At 64.0% G+C, this 22157-nt stretch carries 23 protein-coding genes; 13 read left to right on the forward strand and 10 right to left on the reverse strand.

Going from position 1 to position 22157, the window contains the following annotated elements:
• Positions 1–65 precede the first annotated feature (65 nt).
• Positions 66–497 carry a hypothetical protein gene (locus AC1RZR_RS14050; RefSeq protein ID WP_481828658.1) on the forward strand — a complete coding sequence of 144 codons (432 nt, stop codon included), beginning with the start codon at positions 66–68 and terminating at the stop codon, positions 495–497.
• Positions 498–566: 69 nt separating this feature from the next.
• On the opposite strand, the gene AC1RZR_RS14055 is transcribed toward AC1RZR_RS14050, so the two are convergent.
• Positions 567–881 (reverse strand): KTSC domain-containing protein, encoded by a 315-nt coding sequence (locus tag AC1RZR_RS14055; RefSeq protein WP_481828659.1) that lies wholly within the window; start codon positions 879–881, stop codon positions 567–569.
• 87 nt (positions 882–968) lie between these two features.
• Here AC1RZR_RS14055 and gspD point away from each other — a divergent pair, with 87 nt between their 5' ends.
• The 3 genes from gspD to gspG are packed head-to-tail and all read left to right on the forward strand — an operon-like array spanning position 969 to position 4074.
• Positions 969–3092, forward strand: coding sequence for a type II secretion system secretin GspD (gene gspD, locus AC1RZR_RS14060; protein ID WP_481828660.1), 2124 nt, complete (start codon positions 969–971; stop codon positions 3090–3092).
• Between the two features lie 2 nt (positions 3093–3094).
• Positions 3095–3589, forward strand: a complete 495-nt coding sequence (locus AC1RZR_RS14065; protein WP_481828661.1) for a prepilin peptidase — start codon at positions 3095–3097, stop codon at positions 3587–3589.
• Positions 3589–4074: a type II secretion system major pseudopilin GspG gene (gspG, locus tag AC1RZR_RS14070; RefSeq protein WP_477270801.1), complete on the forward strand. Its 486-nt coding sequence runs from the start codon at positions 3589–3591 to the stop codon at positions 4072–4074. Before AC1RZR_RS14065 ends, gspG begins: the two co-directional genes overlap by 1 nt.
• A gap of 30 nt (positions 4075–4104) precedes the next feature.
• Here gspG and AC1RZR_RS14075 read toward each other — a convergent pair whose 3' ends face one another.
• The 9 genes from AC1RZR_RS14075 to AC1RZR_RS14115 all read right to left on the reverse strand — a co-directional run bounded on the left by AC1RZR_RS14075 (position 4105) and on the right by AC1RZR_RS14115 (position 11695).
• On the reverse strand, positions 4105–4839 hold the full coding sequence (locus tag AC1RZR_RS14075) for a PulJ/GspJ family protein (protein WP_481828662.1): 735 nt from the start codon (positions 4837–4839) through the stop codon (positions 4105–4107).
• Complete coding sequence (locus AC1RZR_RS14080; protein ID WP_481828663.1) at positions 4836–5207, reverse strand: PulJ/GspJ family protein; 372 nt, start codon at positions 5205–5207, stop codon at positions 4836–4838. The genes AC1RZR_RS14075 and AC1RZR_RS14080 overlap by 4 nt, the downstream gene beginning before the upstream one ends.
• Positions 5204–5674 (reverse strand): GspH/FimT family pseudopilin, encoded by a 471-nt coding sequence (locus AC1RZR_RS14085; RefSeq protein WP_481828664.1) that lies wholly within the window; start codon positions 5672–5674, stop codon positions 5204–5206. Before AC1RZR_RS14085 ends, AC1RZR_RS14080 begins: the two co-directional genes overlap by 4 nt.
• A complete protein-coding gene (locus AC1RZR_RS14090; protein WP_481828665.1) occupies positions 5671–6888 on the reverse strand; it encodes a type II secretion system F family protein in 1218 nt (405 codons plus the stop codon). Before AC1RZR_RS14090 ends, AC1RZR_RS14085 begins: the two co-directional genes overlap by 4 nt.
• A complete protein-coding gene (locus tag AC1RZR_RS14095) occupies positions 6888–8543 on the reverse strand; it encodes a GspE/PulE family protein (protein WP_481828666.1) in 1656 nt (551 codons plus the stop codon). The genes AC1RZR_RS14090 and AC1RZR_RS14095 overlap by 1 nt, the downstream gene beginning before the upstream one ends.
• Positions 8540–9376, reverse strand: a complete 837-nt coding sequence (locus AC1RZR_RS14100) for a hypothetical protein (RefSeq protein ID WP_481828667.1) — start codon at positions 9374–9376, stop codon at positions 8540–8542. Before AC1RZR_RS14100 ends, AC1RZR_RS14095 begins: the two co-directional genes overlap by 4 nt.
• Before the next feature lie 77 nt (positions 9377–9453).
• Positions 9454–10047, reverse strand: coding sequence for a hypothetical protein (locus AC1RZR_RS14105; RefSeq protein ID WP_481828668.1), 594 nt, complete (start codon positions 10045–10047; stop codon positions 9454–9456).
• The gene (gene gspM / locus AC1RZR_RS14110) at positions 10044–10643 is read right to left on the reverse strand and encodes a type II secretion system protein GspM (RefSeq protein WP_481828669.1); all 600 of its coding nucleotides are present in this window, start codon (positions 10641–10643) and stop codon (positions 10044–10046) included. Before gspM ends, AC1RZR_RS14105 begins: the two co-directional genes overlap by 4 nt.
• 2 nt (positions 10644–10645) lie before the next feature.
• A complete protein-coding gene (locus AC1RZR_RS14115) occupies positions 10646–11695 on the reverse strand; it encodes a PilN domain-containing protein (RefSeq protein WP_481828670.1) in 1050 nt (349 codons plus the stop codon).
• A gap of 397 nt (positions 11696–12092) precedes the next feature.
• Between AC1RZR_RS14115 and AC1RZR_RS14120 the strand changes: the two genes are divergently transcribed.
• The 9 genes from AC1RZR_RS14120 to nirD all read left to right on the forward strand — a co-directional run bounded on the left by AC1RZR_RS14120 (position 12093) and on the right by nirD (position 22156).
• Positions 12093–12695, forward strand: coding sequence for an ANTAR domain-containing response regulator (locus tag AC1RZR_RS14120; RefSeq protein WP_379098428.1), 603 nt, complete (start codon positions 12093–12095; stop codon positions 12693–12695).
• A gap of 2 nt (positions 12696–12697) precedes the next feature.
• The gene (locus AC1RZR_RS14125) at positions 12698–13936 is read left to right on the forward strand and encodes a CmpA/NrtA family ABC transporter substrate-binding protein (RefSeq protein WP_481828671.1); all 1239 of its coding nucleotides are present in this window, start codon (positions 12698–12700) and stop codon (positions 13934–13936) included.
• Positions 13937–14294: 358 nt separating this feature from the next.
• On the forward strand, positions 14295–15611 hold the full coding sequence (locus AC1RZR_RS14130; protein ID WP_481828672.1) for a CmpA/NrtA family ABC transporter substrate-binding protein: 1317 nt from the start codon (positions 14295–14297) through the stop codon (positions 15609–15611).
• 79 nt (positions 15612–15690) lie between these two features.
• Positions 15691–16581, forward strand: coding sequence for a nitrate ABC transporter permease (ntrB, locus tag AC1RZR_RS14135; protein WP_481828673.1), 891 nt, complete (start codon positions 15691–15693; stop codon positions 16579–16581).
• A 10-nt stretch (positions 16582–16591) separates the two neighbouring features.
• A complete protein-coding gene (locus AC1RZR_RS14140) occupies positions 16592–17389 on the forward strand; it encodes an ABC transporter ATP-binding protein (RefSeq protein ID WP_477270828.1) in 798 nt (265 codons plus the stop codon).
• Positions 17390–17792: 403 nt separating this feature from the next.
• Positions 17793–17990, forward strand: a complete 198-nt coding sequence (locus AC1RZR_RS14145) for a hypothetical protein (protein WP_477270830.1) — start codon at positions 17793–17795, stop codon at positions 17988–17990.
• A 58-nt stretch (positions 17991–18048) separates the two neighbouring features.
• Positions 18049–19350, forward strand: a complete 1302-nt coding sequence (locus AC1RZR_RS14150) for an MFS transporter (RefSeq protein WP_481828674.1) — start codon at positions 18049–18051, stop codon at positions 19348–19350.
• A 20-nt stretch (positions 19351–19370) separates the two neighbouring features.
• Positions 19371–21821 (forward strand): nitrite reductase large subunit NirB, encoded by a 2451-nt coding sequence (nirB, locus tag AC1RZR_RS14155; protein ID WP_481828675.1) that lies wholly within the window; start codon positions 19371–19373, stop codon positions 21819–21821.
• Positions 21821–22156: a nitrite reductase small subunit NirD gene (gene nirD / locus AC1RZR_RS14160; protein ID WP_477270836.1), complete on the forward strand. Its 336-nt coding sequence runs from the start codon at positions 21821–21823 to the stop codon at positions 22154–22156. Before nirB ends, nirD begins: the two co-directional genes overlap by 1 nt.
• Position 22157 lies beyond the last annotated feature (1 nt).

Consider the following 22157-nt stretch of genomic DNA (forward strand, 5'->3'; position numbering starts at 1 on the left):
GAAGCATCAGCGCGCGATAATTTGCTTGAAGGCGTGGGCGTTTCCCTCTCGAACAGGAGCCGGCCATGAAACACCAGACACTCGATGAACTGCATGCGGTCGCCAAGATTGAATCTTCGGCGGCGTATTCGGCAATGACACGGAACCAGCGTATCGAGCGCTGGGCCGAACTTCTCGAGCAAAACCCCGAGCGATGCGTTGCCGCGTTTACAGGTACCGAATATTTGCACATGGAAGAACGTGCCAGCTTGCGTGGGGACGGATCAGCAATTGCCGTTGCCTTCGACGACCCGGTATTGCGCGCGTCGGGCCTGAAAGATGACACGTATGGCGAGGCCAGGCGTTTCTTCAAACTGAGCGACTGGCAACTGCACGAGATCGTCTGCGATTGCCATGTCGGCGCTACCATGAAAGCGCATTGGGCTGCCAAACGAGTTCGCGCAACAGTTGAAGGAAACGGTTTCCTTGCGTGGTTGAGGCAAAGGATCATGTTCTGAGTTGGTCGAGGTGAGGATCGGCACGTGTCCTCACCCGACCTCTGCTTGGAAGCTGTCGGGACTGTAGCCCTAAAACACTCGATCCCCCGGCTTCCTGCTTTTCCCCAAACGACGATATCTGTGGCGATTCCGAATGAATTCGTTGAAGAAACGGCCCTTTGAGGAGGCTTTTCTGAAAGCGGCATAAGTCGCCGGGGCAACATCCTCATAGTCATAGCGATTGCCGCTCGGTACAAACCAGACGGAGAGCGTTCGGGTTGCCGGATCGTATCTGGTGTTTCGGATCACGGTCGACGGCATTTCTGGCGCCCGATGGTCAACTGGATAAACCCGCCAGAAGTGGTCAAGTTCCGCAGTTCTACTGTCCCCGCCCTTCGCCACCATCCCTGTGGATAGACCCCGAATACCCCCATCATTCCAAACATCCGCTTGCAAGAAGCCCTAGACTAAAAACCTAGGGGAATCGGGTGAATGTCGATCAAGCCGTGTCATCGCGTCGTGTTGTGCACGCTGCTGGCGATTGCTGGCTGCACGTCGGCGCCGGGCAAGGACTTCTTCACCGAAACCATCGACAGCCTGCACGCCAAGAACTCGCCCTTGCGGGCGGGATATACCGGGCCTGGCGCCGTCACGTCGGCCGCCGGCCAGGCGCGGCGCTTCAACGGTGCGCAGTATCAGGGCTCGGGTCAATTCGTCTCCTCCGGCGCCCCTGTCACCAAGGTGACGACCGACGGCTCGGGCCAGTTCGAGCTCAATCTGGTCAATGCGCCGATTACCGAGGCGGCCAAGGCTGTGCTTGGCGACGCGCTGCACCTCAACTACATCGTCGACCCGCGCGTGCAAGGCACGGTGACGCTGCAGACCTCGCAGCCGGTGTCGAAGGATGCGCTGGTCGACATCCTGCAATCGGCGCTCGCGGTGAACGGTGCCGGCATCACCAACCGCGCCGGCACCTACCAAGTCGTGCCGCTTTCCGAAATCATGTCGAGCACGCCGCCGGTCAGCGTGCCGTCGGTTTCGCCGTCGGGCCCCGGCGTCAAGGTGCAGGTGCTGCAGCTGCAATTCATCGCCGCTGACGAAATGAAGACCATTCTCGAACCGATTACCCGCCAGGGCTCGGTGCTGCGGGTCGATTCCACCCGCAACCTGATCACCGTCGCCGGCAACGACAGCGACCTCAATGCCATTCGCGAAGCGGTTTCGGTGTTCGACGTCGACTGGATGCGCGGCATGTCCGTGGCGCTTCATCCGCTGAAGACCTCCAAGCCGGAAGCGGTTGCCGCCGAACTCGATTCGATCTTCGGCACCAAGGATGGGCCGGGCGCCAAGCTCATCCAGTTCATTCCCAACGACAGGCTGAATTCGGTGCTGGTGATCACGTCGCGCCCGGCCTATCTCGCCCGTGCCGCGACGTGGATCAACAAGCTCGACAGACTGGCCGAGACCAATGAAAACCAGCTCTTCGTCTACCAGATCCAGAACCGTCCGGCCAAGGAGCTGGCCGCGGTGCTGAGCTCCGTCCTCGGCACCACGGTGAAGACCGAAGGAGACTCGGGCGGCTCGAGCGTGTCGCCCGACCAGACACCGATCGCCATGCAGTCGGACGGCGTCACGCCGGTGCCGTTGACTGGGCCTTCGCCTTCGCTGCCCGCGCAGGACGGACAGCCTCCCGCCCACGCCACGGTCGTCGCCGATATCGAAAACAATGCGCTGCTGATCCAGACCACGGCGCGCGACTATGAACGCATCGAGCAGATCCTGACCAAGGTCGACGTGCTGCCGACGCAAGTCATGCTGGAAGCCGTCATCGCCGAAGTCACGCTCAACGACGACCTGAAATACGGCCTGCGCTGGTTCTTCGAGAATGGTGGCATGAAGATCTCGGTGTCCGATGTGGCAAAGGGAGTTGCCGCGGCAGCACTGCCTGGCTTCAACTGGAGCTACGCAACCGACAATATCCAGGTGACGCTGAACGCTTTGTCCAGCATCACAGACGTCAATGTCATCTCGGCGCCAACCATCATGGCCCTGAACAACCAGAAAGCGATATTACAGGTCGGCGACCAGGTGCCGATCGCCACACGGCAAGTGGTGGACCAGACGCTCGGCAGCTCGCCGGTCGTTTCGGTCGAGATGAAGGACACCGGCGTCATCCTGACGGTAACGCCACGCATCAACAATGCCGGCAGGGTCATGCTCGACATCGAGCAGGAGGTCAGCAATGTGACCAAGACGACAAGCTCCGGCATCGATTCGCCGACCATCCAGCAGCGCAAGATCCAGACCCGCGTCCTGGTCAACGATGGCGAGAGTCTGGCGCTGGGCGGTCTCATCCAGTCGCGCAACAATGTCGACCGCACGCAAGTGCCTATCCTCGGCGATATCCCGATTATCGGCAACGCGTTCAAGCAAAAGACGGACAGCATCGGACGCACCGAACTGATCATCTTTATCAGGCCGCATGTGGTCCGTGACATCAACGAAGCCCGTGAAGTGACGGACGAATTCCGCGGCAAGATCAGCCTGCAGACACCGATCCAGAAGCGGCGCGGCGGCACCAAGCTGCAACAGGATCTGAAGAGGCTGGCGTATTGACGATGGATACGCACCCATCTCTGGTGCTGGCTGCGACGGTCGCCCTGGCGGCTATTCTCGTCGCCATTTCAATTGCCGATTTCCGCAGGCAGATCATCCCGGACGGGCTCAACCTGGCTCTGGCTGGCGTCGGCCTTGGCTACCAGATGGCGACAGACGCAGACGGCGTCCCCGTGCGGCTACTGTTCGCCGCCGCGACTCTTGCCACTGCCTGGCTGATCCGACGCGGTCATTTCCTGATGACCGGCAGGATCGGTCTCGGCCTCGGCGACGTCAAGATGCTCGCCGCCGCCGCGTGCTGGATCAGCCCGCTACTGCTGCCGATGCTGCTGTTCATCGCCAGCGCCAGCGCTTTGCTGTTCGTCGGCGGGCAAGTGCTTGCGACAGGGCCTGCGGCGGCGCGGGCCCGCGTCGCCTTCGGTCCATTTGTCGCCATCGGCCTCGGCTGCAGCTGGGCGCTGGAGCAATTTGCCGGTTTGAACATGGGACTGCTCTGATGATCACTCTGCGCTTTATCAAACCTTCCGACAAACACGCTTCCGAAGGGCGCGCCAGAAAATCTGTCGGCGAACGCGACGATCGCGAAAGCGGCTTCACCCTGGTCGAGCTCCTGGTCGTGCTGGCCATCATCGCGTTGATCGCGACGCTCGCCGCGCCACAGGTCCTGCGTTATCTCGGCTCGGCCCGGACCAATGCGGCCAAGGCGCAAATTCGCAACATCGAAAGTGCGCTCGAACTCTACTATGTCGACAACGCGAAATACCCGACCGCGGAAGAGGGGCTCTCGGCTTTGGTCACGGCGCCCGCCGGCGAAGCGCGCTGGAACGGCCCCTACCTCAAGGGAACAACCGGCTTGAAGGATCCGTGGGGGAGGCCTTATTCGTACGAAGTGAAGGCCGATGCGAGCGGCGTGATCATCCGCACCTTTGGCAAAGACGGCAAGCCGGATGGAACCGGCGAAGACCAGGACGTCACCAACTGACCGGATTTCATTCCGACAGGAACGAGGTCTTCATTTCGTGCGCGGCTGCACCTGGGCATGTGCCAGGTCGAGGCGTGCAAAACCTCTCGCCGAATAGGCCGCACCATCCCGCAGAACCGAGATGGTGAACCGCACGGCGGCGGGCAGGCGCCGTGGCACATTCCAGCTCGGCGACCACGATGAGGCCGCCGCCGAACCGTCGAAATATTCGAATTTCATGGCACTCACACCGCCGATCAGCCGCACCGGTTGGCTCTGCGTCGACGTGCCGGCTCCGCTGCCGCGCCGTGTCTTCTGGACAATGGCCAGCGCGCCTCCGGCGTGGCCACCATCGCCAAGCGAAACAGCTATTTCGCGCAGTGCGGAGGATTTGAAGCCGATCGCCTGGACGGCGTTGAATTCGATCCGGGCACTGTCGCCGTTGAGATAAAGCACCATATCCGGCGACGACTTGGACAGTGGCAATGGCTCGGCGTGGCTGATCGCGGTTTCAAGAAACCGCGATGCGGCGTCGACCTCCATCTGGAATTCGGTTGCCTTTTCAATACGCACCATCGTTCGGGCCTGGCTCAGGAAGACCATCATCAGCGATGTGATCACGCCGATCAGGGCCAGTCCGACCAACACGTCGATGAGCGCAAAACCCTCAACCGACGCGGATGGTCCCGGCGGCGATTTGCGGCCGAGCGGAGGGGCGCCTGACAGACGCCACCGTCCGCGATCGGCGCGGACCTTCGAGCGAGCGCGAGAGAACAGGCCGCTCATCGGCGCGCCGGGTCCTGCACGGGCACGAAGGTCAAAAACGACCTGCCTGGAAACGCTCCACCGGTCTTCTCGATGAGAACAGCGGTTACCTTTGCCTTCGACACGTCCATCGTGCGGGTCTTCAGGGTCCAGCCGGTTTGCGTCATGTTCTGCGCCATGGGTTGGACGTGGGCTTCGTAGTCGGCCAGCATCATACGGACGGTCCTGGCGGCTTCGACCTGGCGCTTGGCGGCGGCGATGCTGCGGCTCGCCAGCACGATCGACTGGCTGGCGATGCCCAGCACAAGCGCCAGAATGGTCATGGCGACGATCATCTCCAGGATCGAGAACCCGTCTTCGGAGGAGGCTCGCGACGATGGTCCTGTCATGGCAGTGCGCGCCACGTTGGAAGCCCGGTCAGCCAGTTGACGGCGATGCGCGTAGTCCGTCCCTTTTTCTGCAGGGAGATATCCATGCCGGAAGCGCTGCCGTCAGGAAGGAAGGTCAGGACCGTCTGCCGGCCAGCGACGACAGTCTCCTGGCCGGTGACGACCGTCATTTTGACGTCGTCCGGCAGGGTGACGATGTCTCGCTCGCCAAAACGGATGACACGAGCGCCGAGATCGACAACGACCTGCTTCGGCCTGGCGCTGGCGATTGCCGATGTGCGCGACAGGCGCAGCCGCATGGTGATCTCGCCGGCCAGCGTCTCCACGTTCCTGGTCCGATAATTGCTGACGAGCCCCGGTGCGGCTATAGCCGCGACAAGGGCCATGATCGCCAGCACGACCAGCATTTCGACCAGTGTGAATCCGGCCGTTGCGTCCGCCGGCGCGGTGGCTCCCGGCGCTGTCATTGCAGCGCCAGGTCGTTGATGCTGAGGATCGTGGTCATCACTGAAATGACCAGGCTGCCGACGAGAAAACCGAGCGAAATCGTCAGCGCCGGCGTCAACAGCTTCAGCACCGTGTCGATCCTCCGCGACAGCGTCAGCTGAAGCATTTTCGCGGCGCGATCCAGCACCACCGGAAGTGCATTCGCCTCTTCGCCCAGCGAGACCAGCGACATCGTGGCGTTGTCGAAAATCCCCGCCTTGACGATCGCGCCATGCAGGCGGGCGCCGTTCGCGACGGTTTCTTCGATCGTTGCAAAGCTCGCCGCCAGTGAGCTCTGCCTGGAAACCTTGGCGGCCAGGCCAAGCGCCTCGGTCATCGCCACGCCATTGCCGAGCAGCAGCGCAAGCGTTTCCAGATAGCGCGCGATCACCGCATCCTTGACCAGCGGGCCGATCAGCGGAATCTTCAACAGCAAATGCGACAGGCGCTTTCTGGCGTCGGCGGACCGGGACAGCAAAAGATAGGAAAGCAGGGCCAGGACCGCCCCCAGCGGGAAGACGAACGGATAGTCCCTGAATACCGTGCCGAGCGCCGAAAGCATGGTCATGGTGAACGGCTTTGGCGCGGATGAGCCTTCGAAGATAGGTTCCAGTGCCGGCACCAGAACCGTCGCCAGAATGACCAGCGCACCGCTCATGACCAGCAGCAGGAAAGCCGGATAGGCCAAAGCCTCGACGATTGCCGCACGGCGCTTGGCTGTCGCCTCAAACGTATCCGCCAGCCGCTGGCATATATAGGCCATCTTGCCGCTGCGCTCGCCGCTGGCGAGCAAGGCGGCAACGTCGGAGGTCATGCCCGGCATGCCGGCGAATGCTTCGGCGATCGGCCGGCCGCCTGTCGTGTGATCGAGCACCGATTGCAGCTGTTGGCGCCGCTGGTGGTTGGGTTCGCCCGAAATAACCGCGCTCAAGGCGCGATCGACAGTGAAACCGGCGTTCAGAAGCACCGAGAGCTCGGAAAACAGACGGCCGAGATCGACCCTGCGGGTAAAAGTCAGCGCGCTGCGCCCCGGCAGGCGAAGCTGCTGCCTCTCGCCGTTCACCGGGGCAAGATGATAGGAACGGCGGCCCTGCTGCGCCAGTTTGCGGGCGGCCTCCTGCTTGGTCGAAGCATCGAGAACGCCGGTCTCGGTGCTACCGTCGACGAGATAGGCTCGATAGGCAAAGGCCGGCATCAGCCGCCTCCTGCGAGATCGATGACACGCCGGACTTCGTCCATCGTGGTGATCTGCGATCGGGCAAGTGCGGTTGCGTGGACGGACATCGGCACGAGGTCGTCTTCGGCGGCAATTTTCCCGATCTCCATTTCACCGGCACCCTGGTCGATGAGCTCGGCGATGCGTGGCGACACCTGCAGCATTTCGTAGGTCACCGTGCGCCCGCTGTAGCCGGAGCCGTTGCAGGTGCGGCAGGCTGGAACGGTCTGGTCCGCGCCGTGGCAGGTCGGGCAGATGCGACGCAACAGCCTCTGTGCGATGACGCCTCGGATCGTCGCGCCGAGCAGATAGCCATCGATGCCCATATCGCGAAGGCGCGTGAGCGCCCCCGCCGCACTGTTGGTGTGGAGTGTCGAAAACACCAGATGGCCGGTCAGGGCCGCCTGGACCGCGACTTGCGCCGTCTCGCGGTCGCGAATTTCACCGAGCAGGATGATATCGGGGTCCTGCCGCAGGATAGAACGCAGGGCAGCGGCAAAGTCGAGGTCGATCGCCGGATTGACCTGCAGCTGGGTGATGCCGGCCATCCGGTATTCGACCGGGTCCTCGACGGTGAAAATCTTGACATCCGGTCGCGAACGCTCGGCGAGGATGGAGTAGAGCGTCGTCGTCTTGCCGCTTCCGGTCGGCCCGGTGATCAGCACGATGCCGTTGGCGGCTTGCGACATGTTGCGGATTTTCGCTTGCGCGGCGCCGTCGAAACCCAGTTTCTCCAACCGCAATTCGACCCCGGCGCGGTCGAGAATTCGAAGCACGATGGCTTCGCCGTGAATCGACGGAATGACCGAGACGCGCAGGTCGATGTCGCGGCCGCGCACGGCAATGCGCATGCGTCCATCCTGCGGCAAGCGACGTTCGGCGATGTTGAGCCGCGACAGGATCTTGATGCGGGTGGAAATGCCGGACAGCATCGCAATCGATGCGGTGTCGACGGTGGACAGCATGCCGTCATGCCTGAAGCGGATGCGGACGTGATCCTCGAGCGGCTCGATGTGGATGTCGGTGGCTCTCGCATCGACCGCCTTGTGGATGGTCTCGGCGACGAAGCGAACGATCGGCGCCTCGCGGGCAAAATCCTTCAGCCGTTCGAGGTCGTCGGGGCCGAAATCCAGGGTTTCGCCGCCGTTGCCGCCATTTGAAACGGCCGCCATGACCGATTGCTCGATGCGGTCGATGCATTCGCCAATCGTGCGCCTTGGCAATATGCGCAGCGCCAGTGTCCGCTCATAGTGAAAGGCGAGCGCGTCGATGGTTGCCGACGAGAACGGATCGGCCACGGCGACAACCAGCCGCTCGGCATCCATCTGCAGCGGCAGGATCGCGTTTTCGCGCAGATAGGCCAGCGGCACGCCTGCCAGCAATTCGGGGCTGACCTGTTCGGGAATCTCGACCGGCGTCGGTGCGTTGAGGTAGCGGCTGAGGCTGTTGGCAAGCTCCTGCTCGCCGATCAGGCCGAGTTCGGTCATCACCGTATCGAACGGGTGCCCGGATGTTCGCGATGCCCCCAAAGCGCGCTGGGCCGCGTGCGCGGTCAGCACTTTCTCACCCTCGAGAAAGGCAAGAAACGCTTCGATCCCCTGGGTCTGGCCAAGGGGCTGCGAAGAAGCGTTCATGAGCTCCACCCGTGCAGGAGCTGCGCCGCCTCAGTGCCGAAAAGCACCTCACAGTCGGCGGTGGCGGCGACGGCTGGCAGTGTGCCAGGGTCGGTGACCGGGCTCCGGGAGACGCGCTGGAATGCCGTGGGGCTGACCGGAGACCTCTTGATGATGAACGCGGCTTCGCCTGTGATGCCGGATTCGTCGCGTCTTACCACCACGTCGACCGTGTAGGCCGATGCATCGGCCGCCGCTTCAGTGACCGACGCGCTGCTGCTGCCGGCAAGAGCAGCGCGAAGACGGTTCGGCGCACGATCGGCGCTGATCGTGCCGCGCTCCGAGTTGACCGTGAAAACAGCGTGGAGGGTCTGCAAGGGGGTCGACGCAAGTGCTGAAAACTCCTGCAGTTCGGAAACCGATTCGAACGGCGCCAGCTTGTCTTCGGGCGGTCCGACAGGGCTTCTGGATTGGGGCTGGCCAGCCAACAGCGTGGCATTGTCACGAAACCGGATCGCGGCCTTGGCCAAGGCTTGGGCTCTCTCCCGCTCGAAGCCGAGCGATGCGAAACCAAGCGCCAACAATTGATCGTCCGCGGCATTGAGGTCGATCAGCCCGTCATGATCCTGGACGCGGACATCGAAGCTGAAGTCTCCCTCCCGACACGCCGCGGGTGTGGAATCCAGCGGGAATGTTTTCGCTCCCGAGCCACCGACCAATTCGCTCGCAACCACATTGCCCAGGCCTTCGGCAAGCAGCGACAGGCGTTCCTGCTCGACCTCGTTGTTGGCGATCATCAGCCGCGTTTTCGCGGTCACGGCGAAGGGGACGACGACTGCCGAGACGATCAGCATGAACACCAGCACGGCGACCAGTGAAAAGCCGCTGCTCGCGCCGTCGCCGCCTGTGTCTGGGGTTTCGTGGCGGTCGCTCATAGCTGCGGTTCATTCGTGGCTGGCAGCGGGACATTCAGGGCCGGTAGCTGAGCATTTGGGGGTGGTGGCGGGGCGTTCTTCCATGGAGGATAGAGCGGAACCCGCGCCACCTTGCCGTTGCGCTCCAGCACGGCCTGATCCTTGTCGATCGCCGACACCGTCCAGCCGTCGACGGTCTCGCCACTGCCGTACCAGATCGCGGTTTCGCTGCCGGCGACGCGCAGCAGGGCCTTTGCCGCCCCGCCGTGAATGCTGATGCCCAGAAGCGAAGGCGCGGCGGCGGGCGGGGCCTCGGGGGGTGACGGTGCTTGTTCGACGGCGGCCGCGACAACCTCGACCGGCGGCGGCCCGGCCGGCGGGGCCACGAATTTCCGGCGTGTCGGCGTGAATAGCGGCCGCTGGAACGTCTCGCTGAAATCGCCACCCTCTGGAAATTGCAGCGATCCTGTCGCCGAAGCCACGCCGCCGTCATGTCCCTTGCCGGAAGCGACAGGTGAGATGTCGACCGGCGTGTCGTAGAGCGCGACGTTGACCAGGACGAGGCCCGCGATCAAGCCCGCAATCGCCAGGCCGGCGAATTTCCCGGTCATGGTTTGACCCCGCCGGGCGCCGGCGCCACCGCCGTTTGCAGCGGGCCGTAAAACAGAATCTCGGCAAAAATCTCGGGGTCTCCGCTGCGCCCTGCGACCGGCCCGACATCGGTCGTGCGCAGCGTGGCCTCGCGAATGAACAGCACCGGCAGCGACGTTTCGATGGCGAGAATGGCGTTGTGAATGCCTTCCAGCGGCCCCGAAAGGTTTGCCCGCAGCCCGATGTAATCGACGCCGGCTTCGCTCAACAGCGGCGCATTGCCGGCTGATAGCACATTCACCCCATTGGTAGTGGCTATCGTGTTCAGTCGGGTCTGCAGCCCACCGCGAATGATCGCTTCGCTTTCGCCGGTGAGAAACTCGGGATTTGCCGCCGCCACGGGGCTGGCGGCGCTGTCGAGGCGCTTTGCCAATGCCGCCACGCTTTGCAACTGGCCGAGAAGCTCCCGCTTTTCCTCGATCCCGGCTTGCGCCGAGGCGACGCTGTCGAGCCCCGCGAGCACCGCCCAGGCCAGGACCCAGGCCGTCACCGCCGCGAGGGCGAGCGCTATCAGGCGACGGACCAGCGGGCTGGTGTTGAGGATGGCGGAGAGCATGGTCAGAGCGCTCCGATCTTTGCCGAAATGGTGAAGTGTTCGCCGTCCTGGCCGGGAACCCTGACCACCGGCGAGGCGAATTCGGGCGCCGAAAACAGCGGCGATGCGTCGATCGGCTTGATCAGCTCGGCGGCGGAAGCGGAAAACCCAGTGATGGTCAGGTCGTCGCCCCTGGCCGACAGATCGGTCAGCCAGGCTGAGTCGGGAAGCAGGTGCGTCAGCTCGGCCCAGACGCGCACCAGCGACGCCGTCGTTTTCTTTTCGGTGCGGATCTTTTCAATTTGCTCGATGCCGGTCTGGCGCTTCTGCAGCGCGGTGCGTGCCGCCTTGGCCAATACTTGTGCGTCGGCGATCTGCGCGTCGAGTTCCGCGCCGGCCTGCCAGGTGCGCCAATGCGCATGCGCGAAGGTGACGAGCGCTGCCGCGGCCAGCATCGAACAGGCCGTCACCCAGACGGTCCTGGCGCGCCGGTCACGCGCGGTCGGTGGCCAGATGGCGGCGAGGCTGAGCGGATCGGCCCGCAGCCTGCTCTCCGGTTGCGACAGCGTCAGGCAGCGGACCGACCCGCCGGCCCGGCGAACCGTGTCAAGGACCGCGGCAAGCGTCTTCGCCTTGACGACATGGTAGACGCAGTCCTGCTCGACCTGCCTGGCGAAGACGACATGCACCTGCGCCGGGTCGATCGGCGTCGAGGCCAGAAGGTCGAGCTCGGCCATGTCGCGCGCCTGCCGAAGCGGCAGCCGCCGCGCCGCCAGTTGCCGGGTCAGGAACAGCCCGGGCTGGATCGCGATGTCGAAGCTCGGTCGCTTGCGCCGAGGCCCGCCCTGGAGAAGTGCCAGGATCTCGTCCGAGGACGCCGTGAGCGCCAGCGGGATCGACTGGAACTCCGGCCCGTTGGCCTCGCGGGCGCGGATGCCGTCGTCCGCCAGGCTGACGATCCAATCGCCTGTGGAAGATTGCTTTTGCCTGGGCGCGACCCGCGACCAGACGCCTCGCAACTCATCGAGCCACCAGTCGAAAAAATCCAGAACCTGCGCGTTGAGTGTCGCCACAACCAGCCGCCCGCCACCCCGGCTGATTCTCAGCCGAGATTTTCAGGCTGAGACTACTACAAATGCTGAGGTGATGCGGATATTCGCGAAGGCGGGGAGGGGGGATTAGCCACAGGTTTTGTTGCGGATGGGCTGACGTGAAACCGATCCGTGCCGCGATTTTGGCACCGGAGAGCGCGACAACACCCGCCCAAAGCGCTGACCGCGCCAAGGTGAGCGGCTGTTCAGGCTGACGCTGCAGCAGTTGCGGGTGCCCCAGATGCCGCGCTAGGCCTGTTCAACAAGCAGAACGCCCATGAGGTGCAGGCCGGCAAAACCATCGCCATGCTCGGCGAATGTTGCGAGCTTTGGATCATCCCGCATTGCACAATTCGTTCGCTTGGTGACAATGCAGGGCATGGTTCGAACCGCACTCGCCGTCCTGGTGATCGATGAAAACCGCATCCGCGCCGCGATCATCGAGGCGGGGTTGCGCGAGGCCGGCCATGAGCGGGTCACCGTCGTCCATGACGTGACCGGCATTGCGCGGCGCATCGCCGAGATCCAGCCCGACGTCATCGTCATCGATCTCGAAAATCCGAACCGCGACATGCTGGAAAACATGTTCCAGCTGTCGCGCGCGGTGAAGCGGCCGATCGCTATGTTCGTCGACCGCTCCGACCAGGCCTCGATCGAGGCGGCGGTCGATGCCGGCGTTTCAGCCTATGTCGTCGACGGCTTGCGGCAGGAGCGCGTCAAGCCGATCCTCGACATGGCGGTCAGTCGTTTCAACGCCTTTTCACGCATGGCGCGCGAACTGGAAGAAGCGCGCAGCGAACTCGAGAGCCGCAAGGTGATCGATCGCGCCAAGGGTATCCTGATGAAGTCGCGCGGCCTCAGCGAAGAGGCCGCCTACACGCTGCTGCGCAAGACGGCGATGAACCAGAACCGCAAGATAAGCGACATCGCCCAGAGCCTGGTGACCGCCGCCGGGCTGCTGGGACCGGCGGAGGACGAATGAGCATGGGCGCCAGGCATCAGATCACCGCCGGCTTCATGCCGCTGTTCGACAGCGCCGTGCTGGTCGCGGCCGGCGAACTCGGTTTCGCCGAGCGGGAAGGCATCGACCTGACGCTGCACCGCGAGACGTCCTGGGCCAACATCCGCGACCGTATCGCCATCGGCCACTTCCACCTCGCGCACATGCTGGGACCGATGCCGCTCGCCTGCAATCTCGGGCTGACGCCGCTCGCCTCCGAGACCATCGTGCCGTTCTCCCTCGGTCTCGGCGGCAATTGCGTCACCATTTCCAACGCCGTCTGGGCCGGCATGGCAGCGCATGGTGCTGCGCCCGATCTCGATCCGGCGCGCGCCGGTGCCGCACTTGGCGCGCTCATCCGTGAGCGTGCGGTGGCCGGCCACGACCCGCTGCGCTTCGCCGTGGTGCATCCGCATTCCGGGCACAATTACGAACTGCGCTACTGGCTCGCCGCCTGCGGCATCGATCCACAGCGCGAGATCGAGATCGTCATCGTGCCGCCGCCCTTCATGGCCGACGCGCTGGCCGCCGGCCGCATCGACGGCTACTGCGTCGGCGAGCCCTGGAACAGCGCCTCGGTCGCCGCCGGCACCGGCCATATCGTCACCGTGAAGGCACTGTTGTGGCGCAACAGCCCGGAGAAGGTGATCGGCGTGCGCAAGGCTTGGGCCGAGCAGAACCCCGAGGCGCTGGCGGCACTGCTGCGCGCGCTGCACCACTCGGCGCGCTGGTGCCAGGATCCGGCCAACCATGGCGAACTGGCCGCGGTGATGGCGCAGCCCGGCTTCCTCGGCCTACCGCCGGCAGTCCAGATGCCGATCTTGACGGGACGCCTCGAGTTGGGCGGTGGCGCCGAGCGGACCATCGACGACTTCTTCCTGCCCTTCGACAAGGCGGCGAACTTTCCCTGGAAGAGCCATGCGCTGTGGTTCTACACGCAGATGGTCCGCTGGGGGCATGTCGAACACACGCCGGACAATCTCGCCATCGCCCGCGACTGCTACCGTCCCGACCTCTACCGTTCGGCGCTGAAGCCGCTTGGCGTCGCACTTCCCGGTGCCAATGCCAAGGTCGAGGGCGCGCTGAAGGCCGCGACTCCGGTCGGTTCGGCGGGGGCAAGCCTGGTGCTCGGTCCCGATGGTTTCTTCGACGGCCAGATCTTCGATCCCGACGAGATCGGCGCCTATATTGCCGGCCAGAAATCGGTCCGCGCGGAAGCCTGATCATTTCCGCGCCATTCTTGTGCATTGCACAAAAATTGTGCGTCCACCTGCGCTAATGAACAATCTTTGGCTTGCTCACCCGGCGGGCCGGCGCACTGACGATTGTGACATGTCGTTGATCTCATTGTTTTTTGTTATCCATTGCGAAACTGGCACGGTTCCTGCTTTGCAATAAGCAGACTCTTCTCGGGTCACGGAACAGGCGTCCAATGGCGGGCGCCACAGGCAAAGCTGCCGCTCAGGTCAACACGCGATCCCGGATGGACGGACGCGCGCGGCCTGGCCGGCGGCTTTTTTGTTTTGACCGAACACGCAATCGACGGCGCTGATCCCAAGCAGTGCCCAACGGGAGACGATGATGACGAAACGGATCGGAACTGGAACGACACTCAAGGACATGACGCGTCGCGATTTCCTCGCCAGCAGCGCGCTGACGGCGGGGCTGTTCATGGCGGCCCGCAAGCTCTTCCCCTCTGGCGCCTACGCCGCCACGACCGCGCCGGAAGTCACCGGCGCCAAGCTCGGCTTCATCGCATTGACCGATGCCGCACCGCTGATGATCGCCAAGGAGAAGGGCCTGTTCGCCAAATACGGCATGCCCGATGTCGAGGTGCTCAAGCAGGCTTCCTGGGGCGCGACGCGCGACAATCTGATGCTCGGGGGTGCTGCAAACGGCATCGACGGCGCGCATATCCTGACGCCGCTGCCCTACCTGATGCACACCGGCAAGGTAACGCAGAACAACCAGCCGATGCCGATGGCGATCGTGGCGCGGCTCAACTACGACTGCCAGGGCATTTCGGTCGCCCAGGAATATGCCGGCACCGGCGTCGGTCTCGATGCCTCGAAGCTGAAGGACGCCTTCGCCGCCAAGAAGGCGGCCGGCAAGGAGGTCAAGGCTGCCATGACCTTCCCGGGCGGCACCCATGATTTGTGGCTGCGCTACTGGCTGGCCGCCGGCGGCATCGATCCTGACAAGGATGTCTCGACCATCGTCGTGCCGCCGCCGCAGATGGTGGCCAATATGAAGGTCGGCAACATGGACGTGTTCTGCGTCGGCGAGCCGTGGAACGAGCAGCTCGTACACCAGGGCGTCGGCTTCACCGCCGCCACGACCGGCGAAGTGTGGAAGGGTCACCCCGAAAAGGCGCTCGGCCTGCGCGCCGAATTCATCGACAAATACCCGAACGCCACCAAGGCCATCCTGATGGCCGTCATGGAAGCCCAGCAATGGTGCGAGGCCAAGGAGAACAAGGACGAGATGGCCGCCATCATCGGCAAGCGGCAATGGATGAACGTGCCTGTCGCCGACATCATCGGCCGCCTCAAGGGCGACATCAACTACGGCAATGGCCGCGTCGCCACCGGAACCGATCTCTACATGAAGTTCTGGAAGGGCGGCGTGTCCTACCCCTTCAAGAGCCATGACTCGTGGTTCCTTGCCGAGAACATCCGCTGGGGCAAGTTCGCGCCGACCACCGACATCAAGGCGCTGGTCGATCAGGTCAACCGCGAGGATCTCTGGCGCGAGGCGGCCAAGGACCTCGGGGTCGCGGCAGCCGACATTCCGGCGTCCTCGTCGCGCGGCGCCGAGACCTTCTTCGACGGCAAGATCTTCGATCCGGCCAACCCGTCCGCCTATCTCGACAGCCTGAAAATCAAGGCCTCGGCATAGTCGGCGCAAGCGGCGCCCATGGCGCCGCTTGCCGCCTTCAATTCCGATCCAGGACCTGCCGCACGGAGTTTTCCCAGACATGTCGATCCAGACAATCGAGGACACAACGGTGAAAGCGTTTCCGGCCAAGCCAGCGGAGGTCATCGCCTTGACCGTCAAGGCGCGGCGCCGCTTCGATCCGATCGTGATCGCCGGCAAACTGGCGAGTGCGCTGGTGCCGCCGGCCATCGTCATTGCCCTCATGCTGATCGTCTGGCAGATCGCCTGCTCGTCGCCGACCGCCAGCCTGCCGCCGCCGAGCCAGGTGTGGAACGAGGCCTACGACTTGATCGCGCATCCGTTCTTCAACAATGGCCCGCAGGATATCGGGCTGGCGTGGCGGGTGCTGATCTCACTGCAGCGCGTCGCCATCGGCTTTGGCCTGGCGGCGATCGTCGGCGTCGCGCTCGGCGCGCTGGTCGGCCAGTCGATCTGGGCGATGCGCGGCCTCGATCCGGTGTTCCAGATCCTGCGCACCGTGCCGCCGCTGGCCTGGCTGCCGCTGTCGCTGGCGGCGTTTCGCGATTCCAGCCCGTCGGCGCTGTTCGTCATCTTCATCACTTCGATCTGGCCGATCATCATCAACACCGCCGTCGGCGTGCGCAACATCCCGGAGGATTACCGCAACGTCGCGCGCATCCTGCGGCTCAACCAGTTCGAGTTCTTCGCCAGGATCATGGTGCCGGCAGCGGCGCCCTACATCTTCACCGGCTTGCGGATCGGCATCGGCCTGTCCTGGCTCGCCATCGTCGCCGCCGAAATGCTGACCGGCGGCGTCGGCATCGGCTTCTTCATCTGGGACGCGTGGAACTCGTCGCGGCTGCCCGACATCATCGTCGCGCTCGCCTATATCGGCGTCACCGGCTTCTGCCTCGACCGCCTGGTCGCGGCGGTCGGCGCCTTCGTCACCCGCGGCACAACGGCAAAGTGAGGAGAGGGCGATGACGGCCTATCTGAAACTCGACCATATCGACAAAACCTTTGCCCGCGGCAATCAGGTCAGCGAGGTGCTGAAAGACATAAGGCTGACCATCGACAAGGGCGAATTCGTCTCCATCATCGGTCATTCCGGCTGCGGCAAGTCGACCTTGCTCAATTTGATCGCCGGCCTGACCAAGGTTTCCGCCGGCGCCGTGCTGCTCGAGGACAAGGAGGTCGACAGCCCCGGACCCGAACGCGCCGTGGTGTTCCAGAACCACAGCCTTTTGCCGTGGCTGACCGTCTACGAGAACATCAACCTGGCGGTGTCGAAAGTCTTCGGCCGCAGCAAAAGCAAGGCCGAGCGGCATGACTGGATCATGCGCAATCTCGACCTCGTGCAGATGGCGCACGCCAGGGACAAGCGCCCGGCTGAAATCTCGGGCGGCATGAAGCAGCGCGTCGGCATTGCCCGGGCGCTGGCCATGGAGCCGAAGATCCTGCTGCTCGACGAGCCGTTCGGCGCGCTCGACGCGCTAACGCGCGCCCATCTGCAGGACGCGGTGATGGACATCCATTCGCGGCTCGGCTCGACGACGATCATGATCACCCACGACGTCGACGAGGCGGTGCTGCTCTCCGACCGCATCGTCATGATGACCAACGGTCCGGCGGCGACCATCGGCGAGGTGCTTGCGGTGCCGCTCGCCCGCCCGCGCCGGCGCGTCGAACTCTCTTCGGACCGCACCTTCCTGCGCTGCCGCGAGGCGGTACTGAAGTTCCTCTACGAACGCCACCGCTTCGTCGAAGCCGCGGAATAGCATCATGAGCGACAGACACTTCACCATCGGCAATTGGCAATCTGCATCGGCAATGGGCAGTCTACCGCATTGCACAAATATTATGCTGCCGTGCAAGGCATTCTGATTAATCTTTGAACCGTCGCCGGGCTTGGTCGAACGTCGTTCGGCTGCGGTTCACGTTGATTTCATTCGATAATTCAGAGCGCTGTCCAATTGGCACGCTTCCTGCTTTTGAGAACGTAGGTCCGTAGGGCCAAGTGACACGGCGTCCAATGGCGGGCGCTACAGGCAAAGCTGCCGCTCAGGTCAATGCGCGATCCCGGATGGAGGGACGCGTGCGGCCTGGCCGGCAGCTTTTTTGTTTTGACCGAACACGCAAACGACGGCGCTGGTCCCAAGCGGCGCCCAACCGGAGACGACGATGACGAAACGGATCGGAACTGGCGCGTCCCTCGCGGACTTCACGCGCCGCGATTTCCTGGCCAGCAGCGCGCTGACGGCGGCGCTGTTCACCGCCGCGCTCCTCCTCTTTCCCGCGGGCGCCAAGACTGACGGCAAGGGTCTCGACGTGTTCGCGCAAAGGTCGGTTTCAACAATTTCGCCGATACCGCACCGCTGACATTCGCGAACGAAGAGACAAGGGCGGTGCCTCCCACGCCGCAATCCGGAGCCTGACAATGACCGCAAATCTCCCAGCCGCGCCGAGCCAGGACAATGCTTCCCGGCAGGCACTCACGATGTCCACCATCGCCTTCACCGTCTGCTTCGCGGTGTGGACGATCTTTTCAATCATCGGCGTGCGCATAAAGCAGGAGCTGGGGCTGAACGAGACGGAGTTCGGCCTGCTCGTCGGCACGCCGATCCTCACCGGCTCGCTCGTGCGTATGGTGCTCGGCATCTGGACCGACCGGTACGGCGGACGGCTGGTCTACACGGCGACCATGCTTGCAGCGGCGGTCGCGACCTTTCTGCTCGCTTTTGCGCATACCTATGGGCAGATGCTGATCGCCGCGCTCGGCGTCGGGCTCGCCGGCGGCGCCTTCGCCGTTGGTGTCGCCTATGTCTCGCGCTTCTTCCCCGCCGGCAAGCAAGGAACGGCTCTCGGCATTTTCGGCGTCGGTAATGTCGGCGCCGCGGTCACCAAGTTCCTGGCACCGTTCGTTCTTCTCGCCTGGGGCTGGCAGTCGGTTGCGCAGATCTGGGCAGCCGCGCTCGTCGTCATGGCCGTCGTTTTCTGGTTCACGACCGGCGACGATCCGGTGATCCGTGAGCGCCGCGCGGGCAAGGTCGCACCGCCGAGAAGCTTCTGGCAGGAATTCGCGCCGCTCAAGAACCTGCAGGTCTGGCGCTTCGCCTTCTACTATTTCTTCGCCTTCGGTGCGTTCGTGGCGCTATCGCTGTGGTTGCCGCGCTATCTGATCGGTGTCTACGGCTTCGGGCTCGCGACCGCCGGCATGATCGGCGCAGCCTATTCGATCCCGGCAAGCATCTTCCGTGCTTATGGCGGCGTGCTTTCCGATCGGATCGGCGCTCGCACAGTGCTGTATTGGACCTTCGCGGTGTCTGCCGTGGCCACGCTGATCCTGTCGCTGCCCCCCGCGGACTATGTCGTGCACGGCACCAGCGGACCGATCGCCTTCCACTTCGCCATCGGGCCGGTCGCCTTCATCGCCGTCGCCAGCATCCTCGGCTTCTTCATGAGCCTCGGCAAGGCTGCCGTCTACAAGCACATCCCGGCCTACTATCCGGGCAGCGTTGGCGCGGTCGGCGGCCTTGTCGGCATGATTGGCGGGCTCGGTGGCTTTGTGCTGCCAATCGCCTTCGGCGCGCTGAACGACCTCACGGGCCTGTGGTCGAGCTGTTTCATGCTGCTCTTCGTGATCGTCGTCGCTGGCTTTGCCTGGATGCACTTCAGCATCCGGCGGATGGAGCGCGTGGCGGCTGCCGAAGCTCCAGCCCTTTCCTACGCGGCTGAGTGAGACTGGAGCGGATCAGGACCATGACCGAAAAACTCGTCATCATCGGCAACGGCATGGCCCCCGGGCGCATGCTGGAGCATCTCCTGGAAAAGGCGCCCGGCCGCTACCAGGTCACCATCTTCAATGCCGAGCCCAGGGTGAACTACGACCGCATCATGCTGTCGCCGGTGTTGTCGGGCGAAAAGGCCTATGAGGAAATCATCATCCATGGCGACGGCTGGTACATCAAGCATGGCATCACCCTCTACAAAGGTCACAAGATCGTCGCCATCGACCGGGCGACGAAGACCGTCATGTCCGATCATGGCGTGACCGAGCCTTACGACAAGCTGGTCATCGCCACCGGCTCGGTGCCGTTCATCATCCCGGTGCCCGGCCACAATCTGCCGGGCGTGCTGACCTATCGCGACCTGGACGACGTCCAGGCGATGATGCTGGCGGCCCAGTCGCGGGCCAAGGCGGTGGTCATCGGCGGTGGCCTGCTCGGGCTCGAGGCCGCAGCCGGTTTGAATTCGCAAGGCATGGACGTCACCGTGCTGCATGTCATGCCGACGCTGATGGAGCGCCAGCTCGATCCAGCCGCCGGCTACCTCCTGCAGCGCGCGGTGGAGCAGCGCGGCATCAAGGTCATCACCAAGGCCAACACGCAGGCGATCACCGGCAACGGCAAGGTCGAGCAAATTGAGCTCGCCGACGGCACAGTCATCCCGGCGACGCTGGTGGTGATGGCTGTCGGTATCAGGCCGAACGCGGCGCTGGCGAAGGAGGCCGGCATTGCCGTCAATCGCGGCATCGTCGTCGACGCCGGCATGCGCAGCAACGATCCCGATATCTACGCGCTCGGTGAGTGCGCCGAGGTCAATGGCCAGGTCTATGGGCTGGTCGCGCCGCTCTACGAGATGGCGCGCGTCGCCGCCAGCCAGCTTGCCGGCGACGGGGCTGCGGCCTTCGTCCATTCGGACACGCCCACCAAGCTCAAGGTCACCGGCATCGACCTGTTCTCGCTCGGCGACTTCGCCGAGGGCGAGGACCGCCAGGAGATCGTGCTTCGCGATGCGGCGGCCGGCGTCTACAAGCGCCTGGTGCTGAAGGACGACCGCATCATCGGCACCGTGCTCTACGGCGAGACGGCGGATGGCGCCTGGTTCAACGACCTCAAGAAGAAGCAGACCGACATATCGGAGATGCGCGACACGCTCATTTTCGGCCAGTCCTACCAGGGGGGTGCCCCGCTGGACCCTATGGCGGCCGTTGCAGCCTTGCCGGATGATGCGGAAATCTGCGGCTGCAACGGCGTATGCAAGGGCAAGATCACTGGCGCGATCACGGCCAAGGGCCTGACCTCGCTCGACGATGTGCGCGCCCACACCAAGGCATCCGCATCCTGCGGCTCCTGCACCGGGCTGGTCGAGAAGCTGATGGTGCTGACCATCGGCGACAAATACAACCCGGCCGCCGTGCAGCCGATGTGCGGCTGCACCACGCTCGGCCATGACGAAGTGCGCCGCCTGATCATGGCCAAGCGCCTGAAGACCATTCCAGCCGTCATGCAGGAGCTGGAATGGACGACTTCCTGTGGCTGCGCCAAATGCCGGCCGGCGCTCAACTACTATCTCGTCTGCGACTGGCCGGACGACTATGCCGACGACTACCAGTCGCGCTTCATCAACGAGCGCGTCCATGCAAACATCCAGAAGGACGGCACCTATTCGGTGGTGCCGCGCATGTGGGGCGGCGTTACCAACGCTGCCGAACTTCGCGCCATCGCCGATGTCGTCGACAAGTTCGAGATTCCGATGGTCAAGGTCACCGGCGGCCAGCGCATCGACATGCTCGGTATCCGCAAGGAGGACCTGCCGGCGGTGTGGGCCGACCTCGGCCAGGCCGGCTTCGTCTCCGGCCACGCCTATGCCAAGGGCCTGCGCACCGTGAAGACCTGCGTCGGCTCCGACTGGTGCCGCTTCGGCACGCAGGATTCGACGGGCCTCGGCATCCGCATCGAAAAATTCATGTGGGGCTCGTGGACCCCTGCCAAGGTCAAGATGGCGGTGTCGGGTTGCCCGAGGAACTGCGCTGAGGCGACCTGCAAGGATGTCGGCGTCATCTGCGTCGACAGTGGCTACGAGATCCATTTCGCCGGGGCGGCCGGTCTCGACATCAAGGGCACCGAAGTGCTCGGCCTGGTCAGGACCGAGGACGAGGCGCTGGAGCATATCGTGGCGCTGACGCAGATGTACCGCGAGCAGGGCCGCTATCTCGAGCGCATCTACAAATGGGCCAAGCGCATCGGGATCCCCGAGATCAAGCGCCAGATCATGGACGATGGCGAGAAGCGCAAGGCCTATTTCGATCGCTTCGTCTTCAGCCAGAAATTCGCTCAGGTCGACCCGTGGTCGGAACGCGTGTCCGGCAAGGACAAGCACGAGTTCCGGCCGATGGCCTCGGTCGGGTTTGCGCAGGCGGCGGAGTGATGGAGATGAACTGGGTATCGATAGGCTCGCTGTCAGACATCCCCCGCCGTGGCGCGCGCTGCGTCGACACGCCGGAAGGCAAGATCGCCATCTTCCGCACCGCCGACGATCAGGTCTATGCCATCGACGACCATTGCCCGCACAAGGGCGGGCCGCTCAGCCAGGGCATCGTGCACGGCACGGCGGTGACCTGTCCCTTGCACAGCTGGGTGATTTCGCTGGAGACGGGCAAGGCACTGGGCGCGGACGAGGGCGCGGTGCGCACCATTCCGGTGCGGGTCGAGGGCGAGCGTCTGTTCATTGCGCTGGAAGCGCTGGCCAGCCGCGCGGCCTGAA

This window comes from Mesorhizobium bavaricum (genome assembly GCF_056781655.1).

What these genes read in the sequence shown, in the direction of transcription:
- AC1RZR_RS14080 (WP_481828663.1), bottom strand. Translation starts at nt 5,207, where the DNA reads ATGACAGGACCATCGTCGCGAGCCTCCTCCGAAGACGGGTTCTCGATC.
- AC1RZR_RS14130 (WP_481828672.1), top strand. Translation starts at nt 14,295, where the DNA reads ATGACGAAACGGATCGGAACTGGAACGACACTCAAGGACATGACGCGT.
- AC1RZR_RS14095 (WP_481828666.1), bottom strand. Translation starts at nt 8,543, where the DNA reads ATGAACGCTTCTTCGCAGCCCCTTGGCCAGACCCAGGGGATCGAAGCG.
- AC1RZR_RS14075 (WP_481828662.1), bottom strand. Translation starts at nt 4,839, where the DNA reads ATGAGCGGCCTGTTCTCTCGCGCTCGCTCGAAGGTCCGCGCCGATCGC.
- gspM (WP_481828669.1), bottom strand. Translation starts at nt 10,643, where the DNA reads ATGCTCTCCGCCATCCTCAACACCAGCCCGCTGGTCCGTCGCCTGATA.
- AC1RZR_RS14120 (WP_379098428.1), top strand. Translation starts at nt 12,093, where the DNA reads ATGGTTCGAACCGCACTCGCCGTCCTGGTGATCGATGAAAACCGCATC.
- AC1RZR_RS14050 (WP_481828658.1), top strand. Translation starts at nt 66, where the DNA reads ATGAAACACCAGACACTCGATGAACTGCATGCGGTCGCCAAGATTGAA.
- AC1RZR_RS14150 (WP_481828674.1), top strand. Translation starts at nt 18,049, where the DNA reads ATGACCGCAAATCTCCCAGCCGCGCCGAGCCAGGACAATGCTTCCCGG.
- AC1RZR_RS14100 (WP_481828667.1), bottom strand. Translation starts at nt 9,376, where the DNA reads ATGCTGATCGTCTCGGCAGTCGTCGTCCCCTTCGCCGTGACCGCGAAA.
- gspD (WP_481828660.1), top strand. Translation starts at nt 969, where the DNA reads ATGTCGATCAAGCCGTGTCATCGCGTCGTGTTGTGCACGCTGCTGGCG.
- gspG (WP_477270801.1), top strand. Translation starts at nt 3,589, where the DNA reads ATGATCACTCTGCGCTTTATCAAACCTTCCGACAAACACGCTTCCGAA.
- AC1RZR_RS14125 (WP_481828671.1), top strand. Translation starts at nt 12,698, where the DNA reads ATGGGCGCCAGGCATCAGATCACCGCCGGCTTCATGCCGCTGTTCGAC.
- ntrB (WP_481828673.1), top strand. Translation starts at nt 15,691, where the DNA reads ATGTCGATCCAGACAATCGAGGACACAACGGTGAAAGCGTTTCCGGCC.
- AC1RZR_RS14140 (WP_477270828.1), top strand. Translation starts at nt 16,592, where the DNA reads ATGACGGCCTATCTGAAACTCGACCATATCGACAAAACCTTTGCCCGC.
- AC1RZR_RS14055 (WP_481828659.1), bottom strand. Translation starts at nt 881, where the DNA reads ATGGTGGCGAAGGGCGGGGACAGTAGAACTGCGGAACTTGACCACTTC.
- nirB (WP_481828675.1), top strand. Translation starts at nt 19,371, where the DNA reads ATGACCGAAAAACTCGTCATCATCGGCAACGGCATGGCCCCCGGGCGC.
- AC1RZR_RS14085 (WP_481828664.1), bottom strand. Translation starts at nt 5,674, where the DNA reads ATGACAGCGCCGGGAGCCACCGCGCCGGCGGACGCAACGGCCGGATTC.
- AC1RZR_RS14105 (WP_481828668.1), bottom strand. Translation starts at nt 10,047, where the DNA reads ATGACCGGGAAATTCGCCGGCCTGGCGATTGCGGGCTTGATCGCGGGC.
- nirD (WP_477270836.1), top strand. Translation starts at nt 21,821, where the DNA reads ATGGAGATGAACTGGGTATCGATAGGCTCGCTGTCAGACATCCCCCGC.
- AC1RZR_RS14090 (WP_481828665.1), bottom strand. Translation starts at nt 6,888, where the DNA reads ATGCCGGCCTTTGCCTATCGAGCCTATCTCGTCGACGGTAGCACCGAG.
- AC1RZR_RS14065 (WP_481828661.1), top strand. Translation starts at nt 3,095, where the DNA reads ATGGATACGCACCCATCTCTGGTGCTGGCTGCGACGGTCGCCCTGGCG.
- AC1RZR_RS14145 (WP_477270830.1), top strand. Translation starts at nt 17,793, where the DNA reads ATGACGAAACGGATCGGAACTGGCGCGTCCCTCGCGGACTTCACGCGC.